We start from the raw sequence: 21,725 nt of genomic DNA, 5'->3' as shown, positions 1-21,725 counted from the left end.
ATTCTCGAACCGGCGTGCTAGCGCAGCGCCTGGGAGGAGACGTTACCGTACCGCAGCCGTACCCCCGCCCGGGCGGACGCACGGTCAGTGAGCGACCTCACCCTCGGCGCACGGGGCCGTCACGGCGTGCCCGCGCCCGGCGTCGAGGGCGTCGCGGCGGCCGCGCCGGAGCCCGGAGAGCTCGGTTTCGCAGCCCGCGCCGCGTTGAACTCCGCCACGTTGCGCTGGTGCACCTCGAAGCTGTCGGTGAAGCGCGTGTCGCCCGGCTTCACGGTCACGAAGTACAGCCAGTCACCGGGCGTCGGGTCCAGCGCCGCCGTGATCGCCTGGCGCCCCGGGTTGGAGATCGGCGACGGCGGCAGCCCCGGGTGCAGGTAGGTGTTGTACGGAGAGTCCAGCTTGGTGTCGGTGACGGTGGTGTTCAGGGTCGAACGGCCGAGCGCGTAGTTGATGGTCGAGTCCAGCTGCAGCGGCATCCCCTTGGCCAGCCGGTTGTAGATGACCCGGGCCACCTTGCCCATGTCCTCGGTGTTGTCGGCCTCGCCCTGGACCATGCTGGCGACGGTGACCAGTCCGTACAGGCTCTGTCCGAGGTTCTGCGCGACGACGTTGGCGTCGTCCCGGCTGAACTCCTTGCCGGCCCGGTCGACCATCTGCTTCAGCAGGTCCAGCGGGGTGGTCCCGTCGGTGACGGCGTAGGTGGCGGGGAACAGGTAACCCTCCGGGCTGCCGTGGGCGAAGTCCGGCAGGCCGAGCTCGGCGCCCTGCTCCTTGGCGGCCTTCTGGGTGGTGCCCTCGGGGAGGTTCAGCTTCCTGTCGATCGCCGCGTAGATCTGCTCTCCACGCCAACCCTCGGGGATGGTGAGGCCGTTGGCGTTGGCCGGGTCGATCAGGATGGACAGCGCGGCGGCGGCCGACATCTTCAGCTTGAGGGTGTACGTCCCGGGCTGGATCCGCCCGGCTGCCGCCGCGCTCCCCTTCGCTGCCCGGGTGAAGGCGAGCGAGCTGGCCACCACCCCGTTGCGGACCAGCGCGGAGGCGATCTGGGACAGGCCCGCGCCCTCGGGCACCGAGACCTGGACGCTGCCGGTGCCCTGCCCTGCGTAGTCGGCGGCCGCGGGGGGTTTGCGCTGCTGCTGGACCCAGGTGTAGCCGGTGAGACCGATCCCGCCGAAGACCGCGACCAGCGCGAGGGCGGTGAGCAGGCAGGCCAGTCCGCTACGCCGTCGGTGCGGATCGGGCGCATCGGGGCGCGGCCGGGGCGCACCCGGCGGACGGCCCTCCGGTTCCAGCACCGGCGCACCGAGGTGGCCCGGTGTGAGCCCCGGGTGGAAGTCCTGATCGATCATGGCTCTCGGCCCCCTCGGCGGTCCCGAATGGCTGCCAATCACTCCGAACCGCCCCGCACCGATCCAGATCGATACGAAACGGACACGGAACCGAACGAAAAAGGGGTCCGTGCGGACGCGTCCGCACGGACCCCTCTTCGGGACGTTAGAGCAGGCCGGTCAGCCGACCGCCTCGACGCTCTCACCGGGCGGGCGTCCGCTCACCCGTTCGGACTCAAGGGCGGTCTGCAGGATCACCACCGCGGCGGCCTGGTCGACCACCGAGCGGCCCTTCTTCGCCTTGACCCCCGAGGCGCGCAGCCCGTGGGTCGCGGTGACGGTCGACATCCGCTCGTCCACCAGCCGCACCGGCACCGGGTAGAGCCGGTTGGCCAGCCGTGCCGCGTACGCCCGGACCTTCTCCGCCGCCGGGCCCTCCTTGCCGCTGAGCGAGCGCGGCAGCCCGACGATCACCTCGATCGCGTCGTACTCCTCGACGATCGCGGCGATCCTGGCCTGCGACTTCACCCCGGCCGGGACGGTCTCCACCGGCGTGGCGAGCACCCCGTCGGGGTCGCAGGACGCGACCCCGATCCGGGCGTCCCCGACGTCGACGGCGATCCGCCGTCCACGTCTGAAGGGCCTCTCCTCGAACTCCATCAGCTGGCGCGCTCCGCGACCAGGCCGCGCACCGCGGCGATGGCCTCGCCGACCGCGGCCGGGTTGGAGCCACCGCCCTGGGCGACGTCATCCTTGCCGCCACCGCCGCCGCCGAGGGTCTTGGCCGCGGTGCGGACCAGCTCGCCGGCCTTGATGCCGCGGCCGCGGGCGTCCTCGTTGGTGGCGATCACGGTCAGCGGGCGGTCGTTCGCGACGGTGAACGCGGCGACCACGGCCGGGCGCGAGCCCAGGCGGCCGCGCACGTCCAGGACCAGCTTGCGCAGCTCGTCCGCGCCCACGCCGTCGGCGACCTGCGCGGCGACCACGGCGATGCCGTGCACGTCCTCGGCCGAGTCGGCCAGGCCCGCCGCGGCGGCCAGCACCTTCTCGGCGCGGAAGCGCTCGATCTCCTTCTCGGCGTCCTTGAGCTTGGTGAGCATGCCCGAGATCTTCTCCGGCAGCTCCTCCGGGCGGCCCTTGACCAGCTCGGTGAGCTGGGAGACCACGGTGTGCTCACGGGCCAGGAACCTGTACGCGTCGACGCCGACCAGCGCCTCCACCCGGCGCACGCCGGAGCCGATCGAGGACTCCCCGAGCAGCTTCACCAGGCCCAGCTGAGCGGTGTTGCCGACGTGGGTGCCGCCGCACAGCTCCTTGGAGAAGTCGCCGATGGTGACGACCCGCACCTCGTCGCCGTACTTCTCGCCGAACATCGCGATGGCGCCGGCCTTGCGGGCCTGGTCCATCGTCATGACCTCGGCGGTGACGTCGAGTTCGCGGCCCAGCACGTCGTTGATCTTCTGCTCGACGTCCACCAGCACGCTGCCCGGAACGGCGGCGGGCGAGCCGAAGTCGAAGCGGAAGCGGCCCGGGGCGTTCTCGGAGCCGGCCTGGGCGGCCGTCGGGCCGAGCGCGTCGCGCAGCGCCTGGTGGGTCAGGTGGGTCGCCGAGTGGGCGCGGGCGATCGCCCGGCGGCGCTCGGTGTCGATCGTGGCGTACGCCGAGGCGCCGAGCACGACCTCGCCGAACAGCACGCCGCCGGAGTGCACGATGACGCCCGGGACGGGCTGCTGCACGTCGCGGATCTCCACCACCGCGCCGGACTCCAGCCGGATCCGGCCGTGGTCGGCGAGCTGGCCGCCGCCCTCGGCGTAGAACGGGGTGCGGTCGAGGATGAGCTCGACCTCGTCGCCCTCGGAGGCGGCCGGCGACGGAACGCCGTCCACCAGCAGGCCGACCACGGTCGCCTCGCCCTCGGTGAGGGAGTAGCCGGTGAAGACGCTGGCGCCGGACTTGTCGGCGACCTCGCGGTACGCGGCGACGTCGGCGTGGCCCATCTTCTTCGCCTTGGCGTCCGCCTTGGCTCGGTCCCGCTGCTCCTGCATCAGGCGGCGGAAGCCGGCCTCGTCCACCTGGAGGCCCTGCTCCTCGGCCATCTCCAGGGTGAGGTCGATCGGGAAGCCGTAGGTGTCGTGCAGCTTGAACGCCTGCTCGCCGGAGAGCACCGCGCCGCCGGCCTGCTTGGTCTCGGTGACCGCGACGTCCAGCAGGTTGGTGCCGGCCTTCAGGGTCTGCAGGAAGGCCGCCTCCTCGCCGATGACGACCGTCTCGATGCGCTTGCGGTCGATCTCCAGCTCGGGGTACTGCGGGGCCATCGCCTTGACGGCGACGTCGATGAGCTCCTTGGCCACCGGCTCGGTGGCGCCCAGCAGCCGCATGTTGCGGATGGCGCGGCGCAGGATGCGGCGCAGCACGTAGCCGCGGCCCTCGTTGCCGGGGGTGACGCCGTCGCCGACCAGCATCAGCGCGGTGCGGATGTGGTCGGTGACCACGCGCAGCGAGACGTCCGACTTGTGGTCGGCGCCGTAGGTGTGGCCGGTGAGCTCGGCGGCGCGGTCGAGGATCATCCGGCTGGTGTCGATCTCGAAGAGGTTGTCGACGCCCTGGAGGATGGCGGCGAGGCGCTCCAGGCCGAGGCCGGTGTCGATGTTCTTGCTCGGCAGGTCGCCGAGGATCTCGAAGCCGTCCTTGCCGTCGCCGTGGCCGCGCTCGTACTGCATGAAGACCAGGTTCCAGATCTCCAGGTAGCGCTCGCCGTTGACCGCCGGGCCGCCCTCCTCGCCGTACGCGGGGCCGCGGTCGTAGTTGATCTCCGAGCACGGGCCGCACGGGCCGGGCACGCCCATCGACCAGAAGTTGTCCTTCATGCCCAGGCGCTGGATGCGCTCGGAGGGCACGCCGATGACGTCGCGCCAGATCTGCTCGGCCTCGTCGTCGTCCTTGTAGACGGTGATCCAGAGCTTCTCCTTCTCCAGGCCGTAGCCACCCTCCGCGACGGGAGTGGTGAGCAGCTCCCAGGCGAACTTGATGGCTCCTTCCTTGAAGTAGTCACCGAAGGAGAAGTTGCCGCACATCTGGAAGAAGGAGCCGTGCCGGGTGGTCTTCCCGACCTCCTCGATGTCCAGGGTGCGCACGCACTTCTGGACGCTGGTGGCGCGCGAGAACTGCGGCTTGACCTCGCCCAGGAAGTAGGGCTTGAACGGCACCATGCCGGCGTTGACGAGCAGCAGGGTGGGGTCGTCGGCGACCAGGGACGCCGACGGAACGACGGTGTGGCCGCGCTCCTCGAAGAAGCGCAGCCAGCGGCGGCGGATCTCAGCCGACTCCATTAGTGGTCCTTCCGGTTCGTTCCGCCCCGCGGCAGGGCTCGGCGGGGCGTTTCTTCCATGGTCTGTGGGGTGGTGCGGCGCCCGCCGTCGGGCAGGGCGCGGGCGGGGGGCAGGGCGGCGGCCGGGTGACCGGGCGCCGCCGAGATAGCTCGGTACTGCGGCTCGCGTGAGAGGGGCAACGCGGAGCGTTTCCCAGGAAGGGTGGTGGCGGGCGACGGGCGGGGCCGGCGGGTGCTCCGGGGCTCGACCACGGCGGTGCCGTGCAGTCCGAGGTCTTCCTTCAGCTGCTCCTCGCGCTCGGCCATGCCGGAACGCACGTCCTGGGCGAACTGCTTGGCGAGGTCGCCCAGGTGCAACGCGCCGCGGGCGGCGGTGCCGGAGAGGCTGTCCGGGGTGAGCCGCTGGACCGCGTCGTTGGCCTTGTTCATGGCCCACACGGCGGCGCCGGCGCCGACGGCCATCCAGAAGATCCTTGCCATGCCGTCAGCCCCTCACCGCGCGCCGGACCCGGGAGAGCAGCCCGCCCCTGGGCGCGGTCGCGGCGCGCACCTCGGCCCGGATCAGCCGCGCCAGCTCGTCGCGCTCCCCGGCCTGGAGCGGCACGTTCGGCAGGGCGCCCTGCTGCTTGGCGACGGCCTTGCGGACGCCGTAGCTGAAGGCGGCGACCTTCATCAGCGGTCCGCCCAGCGTGGCGGCGGCGGTGGAGGACAGCGCCTTGGCGTTGGCGGCGGCGTCCTGCACGTTGGCGGTGATCTCGTCCACCCGGTCCAGCTGCTCGTTGGCGCTGCGCACGGCGGCGCCCGCCTCGGTCAGCAGGGGCACGGCCTGTTCGGTGACGGCGGAGACCAGGACGGTGGCCTCCTTCAGCACCCGGGAGAGCCGGACCAGCACCACCGCGAGCAGGGTGACCAGGACCGCCCAGAACACGGCGACGAGCAAGCCGGCCAGCTCTCCCACGGTCACTCTGCGCGCTCCTCGCCTTGTTGCTCTTCAGGGGAACCCTATCGCGCCGACACCCGCATTCCGGACCGGGTCACGGCCGTGGCCTCGTCCGGGTGTGCGAACCGCGCGCGTAACCTACCGGCCGGTCACCTCGTTCTGCCAGGCGGGCCGTCGGCCGTACGGCCCGACGCACGTCCGGGCCCGCCGCGGTCCGGGCACGGAACAACGGGGAGCAGGGCTTGGCCGGCGACTGGACAGCACAGCCCGCGGCGTGGCCGCGCGAGCCGGAGCCCGGCCGGCTGCCGGCCGAGGTGACCGGCTTCGTCGGGCGGCAGCGGGAACTGGCCGAGCTGGCGGGCCTGCTCGCCCGCGCCCGGCTGGTGACGGTGACCGGGCCCGGTGGGGTCGGCAAGAGCCGGCTCGCGCTGCGGGCGGCGGCCCGGGCGGCCGGGGCCTTCCCGGACGGCACCTGGCTGGTGGACGTGGCCCCGGTGCAGGACCCGCTGCTGCTCGGCCATGCCGTCCTGGAGGCGCTGCGGCTGACCGACGGCACCGCCCGCCCGCCGCTGGACGTGCTGGGCGAGCACCTGGCGGGGCGCCGCCTGCTGCTGGTGCTGGACGGCTGCGAGCACCTGGTGGAGGCCTGCGCCGAGCTGTCCGACGCGCTGCTGCGCGCGCTGCCCGGCCTGCGGGTGCTGGCCACCAGCCGCGCCGCCCTGCGGGCCTCGGGCGAGCACCTGCTGACGCTCGCCCCGCTGCCGGTCGGTCCGCTGCCGGTCGGCCCGCTGCCGGCCCAGCGGGTGGGCCCGGGCCCACTGCCGGACGCGGTGCGGCTGTTCGCCGACCGGGCCAGGGCGGTGGTGCCGTCCTTCGAGGTGACCGAGGCGAACGCGGAGGCGGTCGGCCTGCTCTGCCGCCGGCTGGACGGCATCCCGCTGGCCGTCGAGCTGGCCGCCGGACGGCTGCGGGCGCTGTCGGTGGAGCAGATCACGGCCCGGCTGGACGACCGCTTCCGGCTGCTCACCGGCGGCTCCCGGACGGCCCTGCCGAGGCACCAGACGCTACGCACCACGATCGGCTGGAGCCACGAGCTGTGCACAGTGCAGGAACGTTTACTCTGGGCTCGCCTGTCGGTCTTCGCCGGCGGTTTCGACCTGGAGGCCGCCGAGTACGTCTGCGCCGGCGAGGGCATCGAGGCCGAGGAAGTCCTCGACCTGCTCGACGAACTCGTCGCCAAGTCCGTGGTGCTGCGCGAGGAGAGCGACGTCGGCATCGGCTTCCGGCTGCTGGACACCCTCCGCGAGTACGGCGCCCACTGGCTGCGCGCCACCGGCGAGGAGCAGCGGCTGCTGCGCCGCCACCGCGACTGGTACCTGGGCGTCGCCACCTGGGGCGAGGTCGAGTGGTTCGGCCCCCGGCAACCCGAGACCGCCCGGCGCACCCGGCTCGCCCACACCAACCTCCGCGCCGCGCTGGAGTTCTGCCTCGCCGAGCCCGGCGAGGAGCAGATCGCCCTGCTGCTGGCCGGCACCCTCTGGTTCTACTGGGTCGGCTGCGGCCACCTCGGCGAGGGCCGGCACTGGCTGGACCGCGCGCTCGCCCTGGACCGCGAACCCACCGAGGCCCGGGCCAAGGCCCTGTGGGTGACCGGCTACATGGCCACCCTCCAGGGCGACCTCGGCACCGCCCGGCCCGCCCTGGAGGAGTGCCGCCGCCAGGCCCTGGACACCGGCGACGACCGGGCCCTCGCCTACGCCGTGCACCGCCAGGGCTGCGCCGCGCTGATCGGCGACGACCCGCAGCGCGCCGCCGAGCTGTTCGAGGAGGCGCTCTGGCACTACCGGACCATCGGCGAGCTCAACAGCAACGTGGTGATGGCCATGATCGAGCTGGGCCTCGCCTACCTGTTCCAGGGCGAACCGGACAGCGGCGAGCTCTGGTTCGGGCAGGCCCGCGAGGTCTGCGAGGAGCACGGCGAGCAGTGGGCGTACGCCTACGTGCTGTACGCGACGGCGTACTCGCACTACCTGAACGGGGCGGTCCGGCCGGCCCGCGCCCTGGCCCGCGAGTGCGTCCGGCTGAACCACCACTTCCACGACCTGCTCGGCATCGTGCTGGGGATCGACCTGCTGGCGCTGCTGGAGACCGAACCGGCCGGCCCGGGCGAGCCGGCCGACCTGTGCGAGGCCCGGGTGCTCCAGGGCGCGGCGCACCGGATCTGGCGCGCGGTCGGCAACCCCTTCCTGGGCTCGCGCTCCTTCTTCGGCACCCACGAGGAGTGCGCCGAGCGGGCCCGGGCCGGGCTCAGCGAGCAGGAGTACGAGGAGTGCTACCGGGCGGGCGGGCGGCTGGACCTGGACGCCGCCGTCTGCCGGGCGCTCGGCGGCGGGGGCCCGTGGGACGGCCCGGAGGCCGGCCCCGGCCCGTGCTCGGCACCGCCCGCACCGGCGCCGGCCCCGGCGCGGAATAGCTGAAGCTTGCGGATTGCTTGAGGAGGCAAGGATCTGCCCGGAAGGAGCACCATGGCCGTCCACGACGAGTACCGCCTCGCGAACTTCTACTTCGACTCCAAGGCGTACACCGACGCCGCCCGCATGCTGGAAGGCGTGCTGGCCGAGGAGCCGGCCAACCTCTCGGTCCGGCTGCTGCTGGCCCGCAGCTACTTCCACTCCGCCCAGCTCGGGCGCGCCGAGGCGGAGCTGCGCCGGATCCTCGACCTCGACCCGGCCGAGGACTACGCCCGGCTGATGCTCGGCCGCACCCTGGAGCGCCAGGGCCGCGCCGCGGAGGCCCGCCCGCACCTGCGGCTGGCCGCCGCGATGACCGGCGAGACCGTCTGACCGCCGGCACGGCACAAGCAGCGAACCCCCGCCGCCTCGAAGGGCGACGGGGGTTCGCTGCGGTTTCGCGGTCGGCGGAACCGAGCGCGGGTCAGCGCGAGTAGTACTCGACGACCAGCTGCTCGTCACAGATCACCGGGACCTCCTTGCGCTGCGGCGCACGGTCCAGGCGGAAGGCCAGGGCCTTCAGGTTGACCTCGAGGTACTTCGGGGTCTGGCCCTCACCCGCGTAGCCACCCTCACGGGCGACCTGGAAGGGGACCTTCTCCTTGGAGCGCTCGCGGACGGTGACCACGTAGCCCGGCTTCATCTGGAACGACGGCTTGTTGACCTTGCCACCGTTGACCTCGATGTGGCCGTGGACGACCATCTGGCGGGCCTGGTAGATGGTGCGGGCGATGCCCGAACGCAGGACCAGGGAGTCCAGACGGGTCTCCAGGTCGGCGACGAGCGCCTCACCGGTCTTGCCCTCGGCCTTCTTCGCGCGGTCGAACGCGCGCGCCATCTGCTTCTCGCTCAGGTCGTACTGGGCGCGCAGACGCTGCTTCTCGAGCAGACGGACCTTGTAGTCCGAGTTCTGCTTGCGGCCACGGCCGTGCTGGCCGGGCGGGTACGGGCGGGCCTCGAAGTACTTGACGGACTTCGGGGTCAGCGGCACGCCGAGCGCACGCGCGATCTTGACCTTGGGACGCTTCTGGTTCGCCATGAACCAAACCTTCCTTGCTTACGAATACGGCTTTCACCAGGTGTTGACGGAGGTCGCATGTCGCGGCCCGGAGAAAACCCCGCCGCCTGCGCGAAGGGATCAGCCGCTCTCCGGAGCCGGGCACGAGAAGTGCTGGTCACACGAAGGACCCGGAAGCCGGGCCGTCCGCGACACCGAAACGGTGCGCGACGCTCCTGGTGCGGGCCTCCCTGGGGAGGCCTACGGCCGGTGTCCCGCTGGTGCGGCCGGTCGGTGGGGTCTCCCCCGCCGCCGTCCCGGGACATGGCACTCCGACCCAGTATACCCGCTGCTACTCGCCGTTCTCCCCCGGCTGCTGCTCGGCCTTCTCGGCGGGCTTCTCGGTCTTCTTGTCCACCCTGCGCTCCCCCCGCAGCCGCCCACGCGTCCACTCCACGGTGTCCGCGTACCGGACCTCGCCGCCGCGCCGGTTCGGCCGGTAGTACTCCCGCCCGTGCACCGAGTCCGGCGCGTACTGCTGGGCCGCGATGCCCTCCGGCAGGTCGTGCGGGTACTGGTAGCCCTTGCCGTGGCCGAGCTTGCCCGCCCCGCCGTAGTGGGCGTCCCGCAGGTGCGGCGGGACGGCACCGGCCAACCCCTGCCGGACGTCCGCCAGCGCCGCGTCGATCGCCAGGTAGGCCGAGTTGGACTTGGGTGCCAGGGCCAGCGCGATCGCGGCCTGGGAGAGGATGATCCGGGCCTCCGGGAAGCCGATCAGCGCCACCGCCTGGGCCGCCGCCACCGCCGTCTGCAGCGCCGTCGGGTCGGCCAGGCCGACGTCCTCGCTGGCCGAGATCATCAGCCGCCGGGCGATGAACCGCGGGTCCTCCCCCGCCTCGATCATCCGGGCCAGGTAGTGCAGGGTGGCGTCCACGTCGCTGCCGCGGATCGACTTGATCAGCGCGCTGGCCACGTCGTAGTGCTGGTCGCCGTCCTTGTCGTAGCGCACCGCCGCCTGGTTGACGGCCGTCTCGGTGGTGGCCAGCGTGATGCTCGCCTCGCCCTTCTCCAGCGCCGCCCCGGCCGCCGCCTCCAGTGTGGTGAGCGCGCGCCGGGCGTCCCCGCCGGCGAGGCGCACCAGGTGGTCCTCGGCCTCCGCGGTCAGCTCCAGCGCGCCCTCCAGACCGCGCTCGTCGGCCACCGCGCGGCGCAGCAGCGCCCGGATGTCGTCGTCGGTCAGCGACTCCAGGGTGAGCAGCAGCGAGCGGGACAGCAGCGGGGAGATCACCGAGAAGTACGGGTTCTCGGTGGTCGCCGCGATCAGGGTGACCCAGCGGTTCTCCACGGCCGGCAGCAGCGAGTCCTGCTGGGCCTTGGAGAAGCGGTGGATCTCGTCCAGGAAGAGCACCGTCTCCCGGCCGGACATGCCAACCGCCCGCCGGGCGCCGTCGATCACCGCCCGGACCTCCTTGACCCCGGCGGTGATCGCGGACAGCTCGACGAAGCGGCCCTCCACGGCCTGGCTGATCACGTGCGCGAGGGTGGTCTTGCCGGTGCCGGGCGGCCCCCAGAGGATCACCGAGCTGGTGGCCGCCGGGCCGCGCGAGTTCGCCACCAGGCGCCGCAGCGGCGAGCCGGGCTTCAGCAGCTGCCGCTGCCCGGCCACCTCGTCCAGGGTGCGCGGGCGCATCCGTACGGCCAGCGGCGCCCGGCCGGGCTCCCTGGTCTGGCGTTCCTCGGCAGCGGCGGTGAAGAGGTCCGGTTCGTCCACACCGGAAGCCTAGTTGAGGCGACTGACACGTCGGCCTGGTCCGATGGTGCGGGGCCGGTCCAGCAGCACCACCTCGAACCCCTCCGGCGACCGCAGGGTGCCACCAAGCGCGGCCGGCGCCTGCGCCCGGGAGTCGGCCGTCGGGCCCCGCGAGGCCTCGAGGCCCTCCTGGCCGGCGAAGATCGCGCCCGCGGCCGGCCGGTCGTGCGGTCGGCCGGCATCGCGGCCGTCACGAACCCCGAGCTCTTCTCCAGCACCGGAAGCACCCGGTCCCGGAAGACCTCGGTGGCCTCGCCCGTCCTGGCCGGGTCAGGAGCAGCGCCCGGCGGGGCCCCGTCTACTCCAGTCCGGCAGCGTGGTCCGGAACGTACTTCTGCAGATCGCGCGGGGGCCGCTGGTAGCCGCGCGAGGAGGGCCGGGGCGGCAGTTCGATCCGGGGCGGGGCGACCTCGCGGTACGGCACGGAGGAGAGCAGGTGGGCGATCATGTTGATCCGGGCCCGCCGCTTGTCGTCGCTCTCCACCACGTGCCAGGGCGACTGCGGGACGTCGGTGTGGACGAACATCTCGTCCTTGGCCCGTGAGTAGTCCTCCCAGTGGGTGATCGACTCCACGTCCATCGGGGAGAGCTTCCAGCGCTTCATCGGGTCCTCCAGCCGGTCCCGGAACCGCCGCTCCTGCTCGGTGTCGCTCACCGAGAACCAGTACTTGCGCAGCAGGATGCCCGCCTCGATCAGCATCTGCTCGAAGGTCGGGCACTGGTGCAGGAACTGCCAGTACTCGTCGGCGGTGCAGAAGCCCATCACCCGCTCGACCCCGGCCCGGTTGTACCAGCTGCGGTCGAACAGCACGATCTCCCCGGCCGCCGGCAGGTGTTCGACGTACCGCTGGAAGTACCACTGGGTCTTCTGCCGCTCGGTCGGGGTGGGAAGCGCCGCGACCCGGGCGATGCGCGGGTTCAGGTACTCCGTCACCCGCTTGATCGCTCCGCCCTTGCCGGCCGCGTCCCGCCCCTCGAAGACCACCACCAGACGGGCACCCTCGACCCGCACCCACTCCTGGAGCTTCACCAGCTCCTGCTGCAGCCGCAGCAGCTCCCGCTCGTAGGGCTTGCTCGCCAGTCGTGCCGGCTGCTCGGTCCGCCGCTCCTTGGCCACCCTCGGGTCCTCCGTTCGACTCCTGCCGATGACCCTTCACCGTAGGCGCAGGACGGTGACCCCGCAGGTCCGTACGGAGGGCGCGGAGCGAACGGACGGGCTACACGGCGACGAAGGGCTCCGGGTAACGGCACAGCCCGCGCGGGCCGCCGTCGTAGGCCGCCAACGGCAGCACCTGGAAGTACGCGTCCGGCACCTCGAAGGGGCCGGTGACCTCGTGCCGCCCGGCCGGGATGAAGCCGAACCGCCCGTAGTACCCCGGGTCGCCGAGCACCACGACCAGCTTCTCCCCCGCCTCCTCGGCGGCCGACAGCGCGGCCCGGACGACGAGTTCGCCGACGCCCTGGCGCTGCCACTCGGGCGCGACCGCGACCGGCGCGAGCGCCAGCGCGTCACCGGTCCCGCCGCCGTCGCCGACCTGCAGCCGGGTCAGCAGGGCGTGCCCCACCACCAGCCCCGCGTCGTCCACGGCGACCAGCGACAGTCCGGGCAGCCAGGAGGGGTCGCGCCGCAGCGCGTCCACCAGGTCCGCCTCGTCCGGCCCGGGGAACGCGGCCATGTGGACGCGTCTGGTCGCCGGGGCGTCCTCCGGACACTCGACTCTCGTGGTGATCTGCATGAGTCAACCCTCCCTGTGTCACACGACGTTGTGGACCGGCCCCGGACGGTGGACCGTCCGGGGCCGTTGCAGGTTAGCGCGGATGACGCGTCATCAGCTCTTGGGCTGCGCCTCGGACTTGGCGTCCTCACGGACCTTCGGCTGGGCGTCCACGCCGGCCTCGCGGCGCTGCGCCGGAGTGATCGGGGTCGGGGCGCCGGTCAGCGGGTCGCCACCGGTGGACGTCTTCGGGAAGGCGATGACGTCGCGGATGGTGTCGTACCCGCCGAGCAGCGTGACGATCCGGTCGAGGCCGAAGGCGACCCCGCCGTGCGGCGGCGGGCCGTAGTTGAAGGCGTCCAGCAGGAAGCCGAACTGGGAGGCCGCCTCCTCCTCGGAGAGGCCGATCGCGTCGAACGCCCGCTTCTGCACGTCCCGCTGGTGGATACGGATCGAACCGCCGCCCAGCTCCGAGCCGTTGAGGACCAGGTCGTAGGCGTTGGACAGGGCCGAGCCCGGGTCGGTGTCGAAGCTGTCCAGCGACTCCGCGGTCGGGGCGGTGAACGGGTGGTGCACCGCGTGCCAGCCCTGGAACTGGCCCTTGTCGTCCTCGATCGGCTCGAACATCGGGAAGTCGACGACCCAGAGGAAGGCCCACTTGGACTCGTCGATCAGCCCGCAGCGGCGGCCGATCTCCAGACGCGCGGCGCCCAGCAGCTCCTGCGAGGCGCGCTCCTTGCCGGCCGCGAAGAAGACCGCGTCGCCGTTCTTGGCGCCGGCCGCGGCGGCGAGGCCGGCCAGGTGCTCCTCGGAGAGGTTCTTGGCGACCGGGCCGCGCAGCTCGCCGGTCTCGGCGTCGATCAGCACGTAGGCCAGGCCCTTGGCGCCGCGCGCCTTGGCCCAGTCCTGCCAGGCGTCCAGCTGCTTGCGCGGCTGCGAGGCGCCGCCCGGCATGACCACGGCGCCGACGTACGGGGCCTGGAAGACCCGGAACTCGGTGCCCTTGAAGTACTCGGTGAGGTCGGTGAGTTCCTGGCCGAAGCGGACGTCCGGCTTGTCGGAGCCGTAGCGGCCCATGGCGTCCGCGTAGGTCATCCGCGGCAGCGGGTTGGGGATCTCGTAGCCGTGGACCTCGCGCCAGATGGCGCCGACGATCTTCTCGCCGAGGGCCAGGATGTCCTCCTGGTCGACGAAGGAGGCCTCGATGTCCAGCTGGGTGAACTCCGGCTGCCGGTCGGCGCGGAAGTCCTCGTCGCGGAAGCAGCGGGCGATCTGGTAGTAGCGCTCCATGCCGGCCACCATCAGCAGCTGCTTGAACAGCTGGGGCGACTGCGGCAGCGCGTACCAGTGGCCGGGCTGCAGGCGGACCGGGACGAGGAAGTCGCGGGCGCCCTCGGGGGTGGAGCGGGTGAGGTACGGCGTCTCGATGTCGAGGAAGTCGTTCTCCTCCATCACCCGGCGGATGATGTTGTTGACCTTCGAGCGCAGCCGCAGACCCTTGGCCGGGCCCTCGCGGCGCAGGTCCAGGTAGCGGTAGCGCAGCCGGACCTCCTCGTTGACCGTGCCGGGCTCGTACTCGGCGACCGGGAACGGCAGCGGGGCGGCCTCGGAGAGCACCTCGATGTCGCTGACGACGACCTCGACGGCGCCGGTCGGGATGTCCGGGTTCTCGTTGCCCTCGGGGCGCACCCGGACGTCACCGACGACCTTGACGCAGTACTCGGCGCGCAGGCCGTGCACCGAGTCGAGGTCGCGGACCACGATCTGCACGGTGCCGGAGGCGTCGCGCAGGTCGATGAAGGCGACGCCGCCGTGGTCGCGGCGGCGGGCGACCCAGCCGGCCAGGGTGACGGTGGTGCCTGCGTGCTCCGGGCGGAGCGTGCCCGCGTCGTGCGTGCGGATCACAGCTGCTTCTCCTTCAGGGTGGTGACGAGTGCGTCGAGGGCGACGGGGGTCTGCTCGCCGGTGCTCATGTCCTTGAGCTGGACGACGCCCTCGGCGAGGTCCCGGTCACCGGCGATCAGGGCGAAGCGGGCGCCGGACCGGTCGGCGGACTTCATGGCGTTCTTGATGCTCTTGACGCCGAAGGCGAGGTCGGTGGCCACGCCGGCCCGGCGCAGCTCGACCACCTTGGCGAACAGGACGTTCTTGGCCTCCTCGCCGAGCGCGACGGCGTAGACGGCGGTGGCGGCCGGCAGGTCGAGGTCGACGCCCTCGGCCTCCAGCGCCAGGTACGTGCGGTCCACGCCGAGCGCCCAGCCGACGGACGGCAGCGCCGGGCCGCCGATCATCTCGGACAGGCCGTCGTAGCGGCCGCCGCCGCCGATCGCGGACTGGGCGCCGAGGCCGTTGTGGACGAACTCGAAGGTGGTGCGGGTGTAGTAGTCCAGGCCGCGGACCAGCTTCGGGTCGTCGACGAAGGCCACGCCGTTGGCGGTGAGCAGCTCGCGCACCTTCTCGTCGTACGCCTTGCACTCCTCGCACAGGAAGTCGCGCAGCATCGGGGCGCCGACCAGCTGCTCCTGCACCGACTCGCGCTTGTCGTCCAGCACGCGCAGCGGGTTGATCTCGGCGCGGCGGCGGGTGTCCTCGTCCAGGTCCAGACCGGCGAGGAACTCGATCAGGGCGGCGCGGTAGACCGGGCGGCACTGCTTGTCGCCGAGGCTGTTGAGCAGCAGCGAGTAGTTGCTCAGGCCCAGCGAGCGGAAGGCGTCGTCGGCCAGGATGATCAGCTCGGCGTCCAGCGCCGGGTCCTCGGCGCCGATCGCCTCGGCACCGACCTGGGAGAACTGGCGGTAGCGGCCCTTCTGGGCGCGCTCGTAGCGGTAGTACGAGCCCGAGTACCAGAGCTTGACCGGCAGGTTGCCCTGCTTGTGCAGGTTGGCCTGGAGCGCGGCGCGCAGCACCGAGGCGGTGCCCTCCGGGCGCAGCGCGAGCTCGTCGCCGCCCTTGGTGGTGAGGGTGTACATCTCCTTGGAGACGATGTCGGTGGACTCGCCGACGCCGCGCGAGAACAGCTTCACGTCCTCGAAGACCGGGGTCTCGACGTAGCCGTAACCGGCCCGGCGGGCGGGCGCGGCGATGCGCTCGCGGATCGCCAGGAAGGTCGCGGAGCTGGGGGGCAGCAGGTCGTAGGTGCCCTTGGGGGCGGTGAAGGTGCTCAACTTCTCTTCCGTCACATTCCTCGTCGCGGGAAAGCCGGGGCGCCGGCCGCCCCCGCTGCCTGTCGGAGGTAGGGGTTGGTGGCGCGCTCGCGGCCGATGGTGGTCTGACCGCCGTGGCCGGAGAGGACCACGGTGGAGTCGTCGAGGGGCAGGCACACCCGGGCCAGCGAGCGCATGATCGCTTCGCCGTCCCCGCCCGGGAGGTCGGTACGCCCGATGGAGCCGGCGAACAGCAGGTCGCCCGAGAACAGCACCGGGGGGAGGTCCTCGGCACCGGGCGTCCGGAAGGTCACCGACCCCCCGGTATGGCCCGGGGCGTGGTCCACGGTGAGCTGCAGGCCGGCCAGCTCCAGCACGCTGCCGTCGGTGAGCTCGCGCACGTCGTCGGGCTCGCCGACGGTGATCTCGCCCATCAGCTGGGTGCCCAGGGAGCGGCCGAGCGACCTCTCCGGGTCGGACATCATGTACCGGTCCTCGGGGTGGATCCAGGCCGGGACACCGCGGGCTCCGCAGACCGGGACGACCGAGGCGACGTGGTCGATGTGGCCGTGGGTGAGCAGCACGGCGACGGGCTTGAGCCGGTGCTCACGGACGAGCTCCTCGACGCCGCGGGCGGCCTGGTGACCGGGATCGACGATGACGCACTCCTCGCCCGCCGCCGGCGCGACCAGGTAGCAGTTGGTGCCCCAGGCTCCAGCGGGGAATCCGGCGATGAACACGCGCGTCCTTCGGGTCTGTGCGGCGGGGGGCTGCGGTGGCTACCAGTAGTGATGACGTAAGGGAAGCCTACCGGCGGTACGGGTCCGGTTGCGAACCAGATACGCGGTGACCGGTCCGGCCGCCGGAGGCGTTCACGGTGTTCTTAGGGCCCGGTCCCTACACTTGGCCGCCGATGGATGCGATGATCCGCTCCGGAACCATCCACTTTTCCCGCACATGCTCAGGAGACACGGCCGGTGGTCAGCAGCGAACAGCGGCGGCGGCAGCTCGCCCGCGAGAAGTACGAGCGCCAGATGCAGCGCCGCGCCGAGGCGGCGGCCGCCCGCAGGCGCCGCAACACGATCCTGGGCGCCTCGCTCGCGGTCGTGGTGCTGGCCGGCGGCGGCACCCTGTTCGCCACCGGCGCGTTCAGTTCGGACGACAAGGACAAGAGCGCCTCGGCCGCCGCCTCCCCCCAGGCCGCGCCGACACGCAAGCCGGTCGAGGGCTGCGCCGCCCCCGCGCCGGGCTCGCCCAACGGCAAGCAGTTCAAGGCCGAGCCGGCCATGTCGATCGACCAGAACGCCTCGTACACCATGGCGCTGGACACCAACTGCGGCAAGGTCACCGTCGCGCTGGACGCGGCCAAGGCCCCGCACACCGTGAACTCGTTCAACTTCCTGGCCGGTGAGCAGTACTTCGACCACACCAAGTGCCACCGCCTGACCACCGACGGCATCTTCGTGCTCCAGTGCGGCGACCCGACCGCCAGCGCGACCGTGCCGGGCGGCACGGGCAACCCCGGCTACAAGTTCGCGGACGAGAACCTGACCGGCGCGACCTACCCGGCGGGCACCGTGGCGATGGCCAACTCCGGCCCGGGCACCAACGGCAGCCAGTTCTTCCTGGTCTACAAGGACACCCAGCTGCCGCCGAACTACACCCCCTTCGGCAAGATCACCGGCGGCCTGGACGTGGTCCAGAAGATCGCCGCCGCGGGCACCCTCGAGGGCGGCTCGGACGGCCACCCGATGGCCGACGTCACCTTCAACTCGGTTACGGTGTCCAAGGGTTGACCGATCCCGGGGCCGTCGGCGGCGGGCGCGTGAAGCGCTCCCGCCGGGCCCCGGACCGAAATCGCCCGGCCCGGATGCGGACAGCACCGGGCCTGGTCGCCTATGTTGGCGTTGTATAGGGTGCCCGCACCCGCCTGGCCGTCACCCTCGGCAGCAGGACGCGGCGGACGGGGACGGCGGGCTCATCGGTCCGCCGCACATCAACTGTGGACGACGGTCGCGCGCCGCCCCGGCGCGGGCGCGACGTCATGTGGAGGACGCGCTATGAGCAGCGACCCGTGGGGCCGTGTGGACGAGCAGGGCACGGTGTACGTCAGGACGGCCGACGGCGAACGCGTGGTCGGTTCCTGGCAGGCCGGCTCGCCCGAGGAGGCCCTCGCCTACTTCGAGCGCAAGTACCAGGGCATCGAGGTGGAGATCGGCCTGCTGGAGAAGCGGGTGCGCACCACCGACCTGGCCGCCAAGGACGCCCAGACCGCGCTGGAGCACCTCCGCGCGCAGGTGACCGAGGGGCACGCGGTGGGCGACCTGGACGCGCTGGCCAAGCGGCTGGACACGCTCGCCGGTGAGATCGAGAGCCGGCGGGAGGAGCGCAAGGCCGCCCGCGCCAAGGCCCAGGACGAGACCCGCGCCGCCAAGGAGGCCCTGGTCTCCGAGGCCGAGCAGCTCGCCGGGTCCACCCAGTGGCGGGAGGCCGGGGACCGGCTGCGCGCCCTGGTGGACACCTGGAAGGGCCTGCCGCGGCTGGACCGCAAGAGCGACGACGAGCTGTGGCACCGCTTCTCGCACGCCCGCTCGGTCTTCTCCAAGCACCGCAAGGCGCACTTCGCGACGCTGGACGCCGAACGCGAGCAGGCCCGGCAGACCAAGGAGGCGCTGGTCGCCGAGGCCGAGGCGCTCTCCTCGTCCACCGACTGGGGCGCCACCGCGGCCGCCTACCGCGACCTGATGGCGCGCTGGAAGGCCGCCGGCCGGGCGCAGCGGGACGTCGAGGACGAGCTGTGGGCACGGTTCCGCGGCGCGCAGGACGTCTTCTTCCAGGCCCGTTCCGCTGTGTTCAGCGAGCGGGACGCCGAGCAGGTGGAGAACCAGAAGCTCAAGGAGGCGCTGGCCGCCGAGGCCGAGGCGATCCTGCCGATCACCGACCTGAAGGCCGCCAAGGCCGCGCTGCGCGAGGTCAACGAGCGCTGGGAGGCCATCGGCCACGTGCCGCGCGACGTCCGTCCGAAGCTGGACGGCCGGCTGAACGCGGTCGAGCGGGCCATCCGCGAGGCCGAGGACGCCGAGTGGAAGCGCTCCAACCCGGAGGCCAAGGCCCGCGCGGCCGGCATGGTGGGCCTGTTCGAGGCGAAGGCCGACAAGCTGCGGGCCGACCTGGACAAGGCCCGCGCGGCGGGCAACGCCGGCAAGGCGGCCAAGCTGGAGTCCGAGCTGGCGGGCGTGCAGACCCTGCTGGAGCAGGCGCACAGGAGCCAGGAGGAGTTCAGCGGCTGATCTTGGCTGCTTGGCCGTAGAAACGCCGAAGGCCCCCGGGGCGCTCCCCCGGGGGCCTTCCTCATGCCGTCACTTGCGGGCCGAGGTGACCCGGTAGACGTCGTAGACGCCCTCGACGCCACGCACCGCCTTGAGCACGTGGCCCAGGTGCTTGGGGTCGCCCATCTCGAAGGTGAAGCGGCTCATCGCCACCCGGTCCCGGGAGGTCTGGACCGCCGCCGACAGGATGTTGACGTGCTGGTCGGAGAGCACCCGGGTGACGTCCGAGAGCAGCCGGGAGCGGTCCAGCGCCTCGACCTGGATCGCCACCAGGAACACCGAGGACTGGGTGGCCGCCCACTCGACGTCGATCATGCGCTCGGGCTGCTGGCTCAGCGACTCGACGTTGACGCAGTCGGCGCGGTGCACCGAGACGCCGTTGCCGCGGGTGACGAAGCCGACGATCGGGTCGCCCGGCACCGGGGTGCAGCAGCGGGACAGCTTGACCCAGACGTCCTCGACGCCCTTGACGATCACGCCCGGGTCGCCCTTGGCCCGGCGGCGCACCGCCCGGCGGTTGTCGTGGGTCGGGGTGGCCGTCTCGGCGAGGTCCTCGGTGGCACCCTCCTCGCCGCCGAGCGCCTGGACCAGCTTCTGGACGATGTTCTGCGCGGCGACATGGCCCTCGCCGATGGCGGCGTAGAGCGAGGAGATGTCCGGGTAGCGCATCTCGTGGGCCAGGGTGACCAGCGAGTCGCCGGTCAGGATCCGCTGGATCGGCAGGCCCTGCTTGCGCATCGCCCGGACGATCGCCTCCTTGCCGTGCTCGATCGCCTCCTCGCGGCGCTCCTTGGAGAACCAGGCGCGGATCTTGTTGCGGGCGCGCGGGGACTTGACGAAGCCCAGCCAGTCCCGGGAGGGGCCGGCGTTCTCCGCCTTGGAGGTGAACACCTCGACGGTGTCGCCGTTCTCCAGGGTCGACTCCAGCGGCACCAGCCGCCCGTTGACCCGGGCCCCTATGGTCCGGTAGCCGACCTCGGTGTGCACCGCGAAGGCGAAGTCGACCGGGGTGGCACCGGCCGGCAGCGCTATCACGTCGCCCTTGGGGGTGAAGACGAAGACCTCGTTGCTGGCCAGGTCGAAGCGCAGCGACTCCAGGAACTCACCCGGGTCGGCGGTCTCCTTCTGCCAGTCCAGCAGCTGCCGCAGCCAGGCCATCTCGTTGACGGCGCCGGCCTTGTCGTCCTTGCGGACCTGGGTCGGGGTGTCGGTGCGGACCTTGGAGGCCCCGGCGACCGCGCGCTGCTTGTACTTCCAGTGCGCGGCGATGCCGTACTCGGCCCGCCGGTGCATGTCGAAGGTGCGGATCTGGAGTTCGACGGGCTTGCCGCCGGGGCCGATCACCGTGGTGTGCAGCGACTGGTACATGTTGAACTTGGGCATCGCGATGTAGTCCTTGAACCGCCCCGGCACCGGGTTCCACCGCGCGTGGATGGTGCCCAGCGCCGCGTAGCAGTCGCGGACGGTGTCGACCAGGACCCGGATGCCCACCAGGTCGTAGATCTCGGCGAAGTCCCGGCCCCGGACGATCATCTTCTGGTAGACCGAGTAGTAGTGCTTCGGCCGGCCGGTGACGGAGGCGGTGATCCGGGCGCCGCGCAGGTCCACCTGGACCTGGTCGATGACGGTCGCCAGGTACTCGTCCCGCTTGGGGGCGCGCTCGGCGACCAGCCGGACGATCTCGTCGTACATCTTGGGGTAGAGGATCGCGAAGGCGAGGTCCTCCAGCTCCCACTTGATGGTGTTCATGCCCAGCCGGTGCGCCAGCGGGGCGTAGATCTCCAGCGTCTCGCGGGCCTTCTTCTCCTGCTTCTCCCGCTTGAGGTAGCGCATGGTGCGCATGTTGTGCAGGCGGTCGGCCAGCTTGATCACCAGGACCCGCGGGTCCTTGGCCATCGCCACGACCATCTTGCGGACGGTCTCGGCCTGCGCGGCCTCGCCGAACTTGACCCGGTCCAGCTTGGTGACGCCGTCGACCAGCAGGGCCACCGAGTCGCCGAAGTCCTTGCGCAGGGTCTCCAGGCCGTAGTCGGTGTCCTCGACGGTGTCGTGCAGCAGCCCGGCCATCAGCGTCGGCGCGTCCATGCCGAGTTCGGCGAGGATGGTGGCGACGGCCAGCGGGTGGGTGATGTACGGGTCGCCGCTCTTGCGCTTCTGTCCGCGGTGCCACTTCTCGGCGACGGCGTAGGCGCGCTCGATGTCGCGCAGCAGCGCCGGGTCGGCCTTGGGGTCGTTCGCCCGGATCGAGCGGAACAGCGGCTCCAGGACGGGGTTCAGGACGCTGGAACGCTGGCCGCCCAGGCGGGCCAGCCGGGCGCGCATGCCGCCGCCGCTGCCGGAACCGCGGCCGAGCGGGGCGGAGGGGCGCGAGGAGGTCGGTGTGGGGCGTGCCGGGGTGGCCTCCGAGGGCGTGGGGCGGTTCTCGGCGGCGGCCGCTGCGGCCGTGGGCACAACCTCGTCGGGCAAGGACACTCCTCGGGGCACCGTGGCCGATCCCTGCCGGGCCCGTGACGTCCGGGCACAACCGGGAGGGGATGAATCTTCATGGTACCGAGCCGGGCGGCCCGGTGTTCATCCGGCCGGGCCCGGAAACGGAGGGACGGCGGTCGGATGATCCGACCGCCG

The 21,725-nt window shown here is 72.2% G+C and carries 17 protein-coding genes; 4 read left to right on the top strand and 13 right to left on the bottom strand.

Translation table 11 applies throughout. The annotated features are described in order from the left end of the window. Positions 1–119: 119 nt before the first annotated feature. From mltG to HS99_RS05220, 5 genes are all read right to left on the bottom strand, one after another. Entirely contained in the window at positions 120–1,349 is a 1,230-nt protein-coding gene (gene mltG / locus HS99_RS05240; protein WP_063737784.1) for an endolytic transglycosylase MltG, read from the bottom strand. A gap of 159 nt (positions 1,350–1,508) precedes the next feature. Then, complete coding sequence (gene ruvX / locus HS99_RS05235; RefSeq protein ID WP_030286390.1) at positions 1,509–1,988, bottom strand: Holliday junction resolvase RuvX; 480 nt, start codon at positions 1,986–1,988, stop codon at positions 1,509–1,511. Beyond that, positions 1,988–4,657, bottom strand: coding sequence for an alanine--tRNA ligase (gene alaS / locus HS99_RS05230; RefSeq protein WP_030286388.1), 2,670 nt, complete (start codon positions 4,655–4,657; stop codon positions 1,988–1,990). Before alaS ends, ruvX begins: the two co-directional genes overlap by 1 nt. After that, complete coding sequence (locus tag HS99_RS05225; protein ID WP_141763668.1) at positions 4,657–5,136, bottom strand: DUF6167 family protein; 480 nt, start codon at positions 5,134–5,136, stop codon at positions 4,657–4,659. Before HS99_RS05225 ends, alaS begins: the two co-directional genes overlap by 1 nt. 4 nt (positions 5,137–5,140) lie before the next feature. Next, positions 5,141–5,620 (bottom strand): DUF948 domain-containing protein, encoded by a 480-nt coding sequence (locus tag HS99_RS05220; protein WP_033349866.1) that lies wholly within the window; start codon positions 5,618–5,620, stop codon positions 5,141–5,143. Between the two features lie 218 nt (positions 5,621–5,838). Between HS99_RS05220 and HS99_RS05215 the strand changes: the two genes are divergently transcribed. Both HS99_RS05215 and HS99_RS05210 read left to right on the top strand, forming a co-directional pair. Then, entirely contained in the window at positions 5,839–8,073 is a 2,235-nt protein-coding gene (locus tag HS99_RS05215) for an ATP-binding protein (protein WP_046386678.1), read from the top strand. Positions 8,074–8,121: 48 nt separating this feature from the next. Then, the gene (locus tag HS99_RS05210; RefSeq protein ID WP_030553673.1) at positions 8,122–8,439 is read left to right on the top strand and encodes a tetratricopeptide repeat protein; all 318 of its coding nucleotides are present in this window, start codon (positions 8,122–8,124) and stop codon (positions 8,437–8,439) included. A gap of 91 nt (positions 8,440–8,530) precedes the next feature. On the opposite strand, the gene rpsD is transcribed toward HS99_RS05210, so the two are convergent. The 7 genes from rpsD to HS99_RS05175 all read right to left on the bottom strand — a co-directional run bounded on the left by rpsD (position 8,531) and on the right by HS99_RS05175 (position 16,511). Then, positions 8,531–9,145 (bottom strand): 30S ribosomal protein S4, encoded by a 615-nt coding sequence (rpsD, locus tag HS99_RS05205; RefSeq protein ID WP_030056230.1) that lies wholly within the window; start codon positions 9,143–9,145, stop codon positions 8,531–8,533. 310 nt (positions 9,146–9,455) lie between these two features. Next, the gene (locus HS99_RS05200; RefSeq protein ID WP_223886115.1) at positions 9,456–10,874 is read right to left on the bottom strand and encodes a replication-associated recombination protein A; all 1,419 of its coding nucleotides are present in this window, start codon (positions 10,872–10,874) and stop codon (positions 9,456–9,458) included. 337 nt (positions 10,875–11,211) lie between these two features. After that, positions 11,212–12,030, bottom strand: a complete 819-nt coding sequence (gene ppk2 / locus HS99_RS05195; RefSeq protein ID WP_030553669.1) for a polyphosphate kinase 2 — start codon at positions 12,028–12,030, stop codon at positions 11,212–11,214. A gap of 100 nt (positions 12,031–12,130) precedes the next feature. Continuing rightward, entirely contained in the window at positions 12,131–12,649 is a 519-nt protein-coding gene (locus HS99_RS05190; RefSeq protein WP_030286376.1) for a GNAT family N-acetyltransferase, read from the bottom strand. A 93-nt stretch (positions 12,650–12,742) separates the two neighbouring features. Further along, complete coding sequence (gene aspS / locus HS99_RS05185; RefSeq protein WP_030286373.1) at positions 12,743–14,533, bottom strand: aspartate--tRNA ligase; 1,791 nt, start codon at positions 14,531–14,533, stop codon at positions 12,743–12,745. After that, positions 14,530–15,792 (bottom strand): histidine--tRNA ligase, encoded by a 1,263-nt coding sequence (gene hisS, locus HS99_RS05180; RefSeq protein ID WP_030286371.1) that lies wholly within the window; start codon positions 15,790–15,792, stop codon positions 14,530–14,532. Before hisS ends, aspS begins: the two co-directional genes overlap by 4 nt. Before the next feature lie 11 nt (positions 15,793–15,803). Next, positions 15,804–16,511 carry an MBL fold metallo-hydrolase gene (locus HS99_RS05175; RefSeq protein WP_030286369.1) on the bottom strand — a complete coding sequence of 236 codons (708 nt, stop codon included), beginning with the start codon at positions 16,509–16,511 and terminating at the stop codon, positions 15,804–15,806. A 237-nt stretch (positions 16,512–16,748) separates the two neighbouring features. Between HS99_RS05175 and HS99_RS05170 the strand changes: the two genes are divergently transcribed. After that, complete coding sequence (locus HS99_RS05170) at positions 16,749–17,567, top strand: peptidylprolyl isomerase (protein WP_030553667.1); 819 nt, start codon at positions 16,749–16,751, stop codon at positions 17,565–17,567. A gap of 264 nt (positions 17,568–17,831) precedes the next feature. Next, positions 17,832–19,061 carry a DUF349 domain-containing protein gene (locus HS99_RS05165; protein ID WP_030286365.1) on the top strand — a complete coding sequence of 410 codons (1,230 nt, stop codon included), beginning with the start codon at positions 17,832–17,834 and terminating at the stop codon, positions 19,059–19,061. 69 nt (positions 19,062–19,130) lie between these two features. On the opposite strand, the gene HS99_RS05160 is transcribed toward HS99_RS05165, so the two are convergent. Then, the gene (locus HS99_RS05160; protein ID WP_370863223.1) at positions 19,131–21,572 is read right to left on the bottom strand and encodes a RelA/SpoT family protein; all 2,442 of its coding nucleotides are present in this window, start codon (positions 21,570–21,572) and stop codon (positions 19,131–19,133) included. Between the last annotated feature and the right edge of the window lie 153 nt (positions 21,573–21,725).

This window comes from Kitasatospora aureofaciens (genome assembly GCF_001188955.3).
Classification (GTDB): domain Bacteria; phylum Actinomycetota; class Actinomycetes; order Streptomycetales; family Streptomycetaceae; genus Kitasatospora; species Kitasatospora aureofaciens.
Note: the sequence above shows the minus strand (reverse complement) of the source record. Positions and strands in the feature narration are given on the sequence as shown.

What these genes read in the sequence shown, in the direction of transcription:
- rpsD (WP_030056230.1), bottom strand. Translation starts at nt 9,145, where the DNA reads ATGGCGAACCAGAAGCGTCCCAAGGTCAAGATCGCGCGTGCGCTCGGC.
- HS99_RS05225 (WP_141763668.1), bottom strand. Translation starts at nt 5,136, where the DNA reads ATGGCAAGGATCTTCTGGATGGCCGTCGGCGCCGGCGCCGCCGTGTGG.
- alaS (WP_030286388.1), bottom strand. Translation starts at nt 4,657, where the DNA reads ATGGAGTCGGCTGAGATCCGCCGCCGCTGGCTGCGCTTCTTCGAGGAG.
- HS99_RS05190 (WP_030286376.1), bottom strand. Translation starts at nt 12,649, where the DNA reads ATGCAGATCACCACGAGAGTCGAGTGTCCGGAGGACGCCCCGGCGACC.
- ruvX (WP_030286390.1), bottom strand. Translation starts at nt 1,988, where the DNA reads ATGGAGTTCGAGGAGAGGCCCTTCAGACGTGGACGGCGGATCGCCGTC.
- mltG (WP_063737784.1), bottom strand. Translation starts at nt 1,349, where the DNA reads ATGATCGATCAGGACTTCCACCCGGGGCTCACACCGGGCCACCTCGGT.
- HS99_RS05165 (WP_030286365.1), top strand. Translation starts at nt 17,832, where the DNA reads ATGAGCAGCGACCCGTGGGGCCGTGTGGACGAGCAGGGCACGGTGTAC.
- HS99_RS05210 (WP_030553673.1), top strand. Translation starts at nt 8,122, where the DNA reads ATGGCCGTCCACGACGAGTACCGCCTCGCGAACTTCTACTTCGACTCC.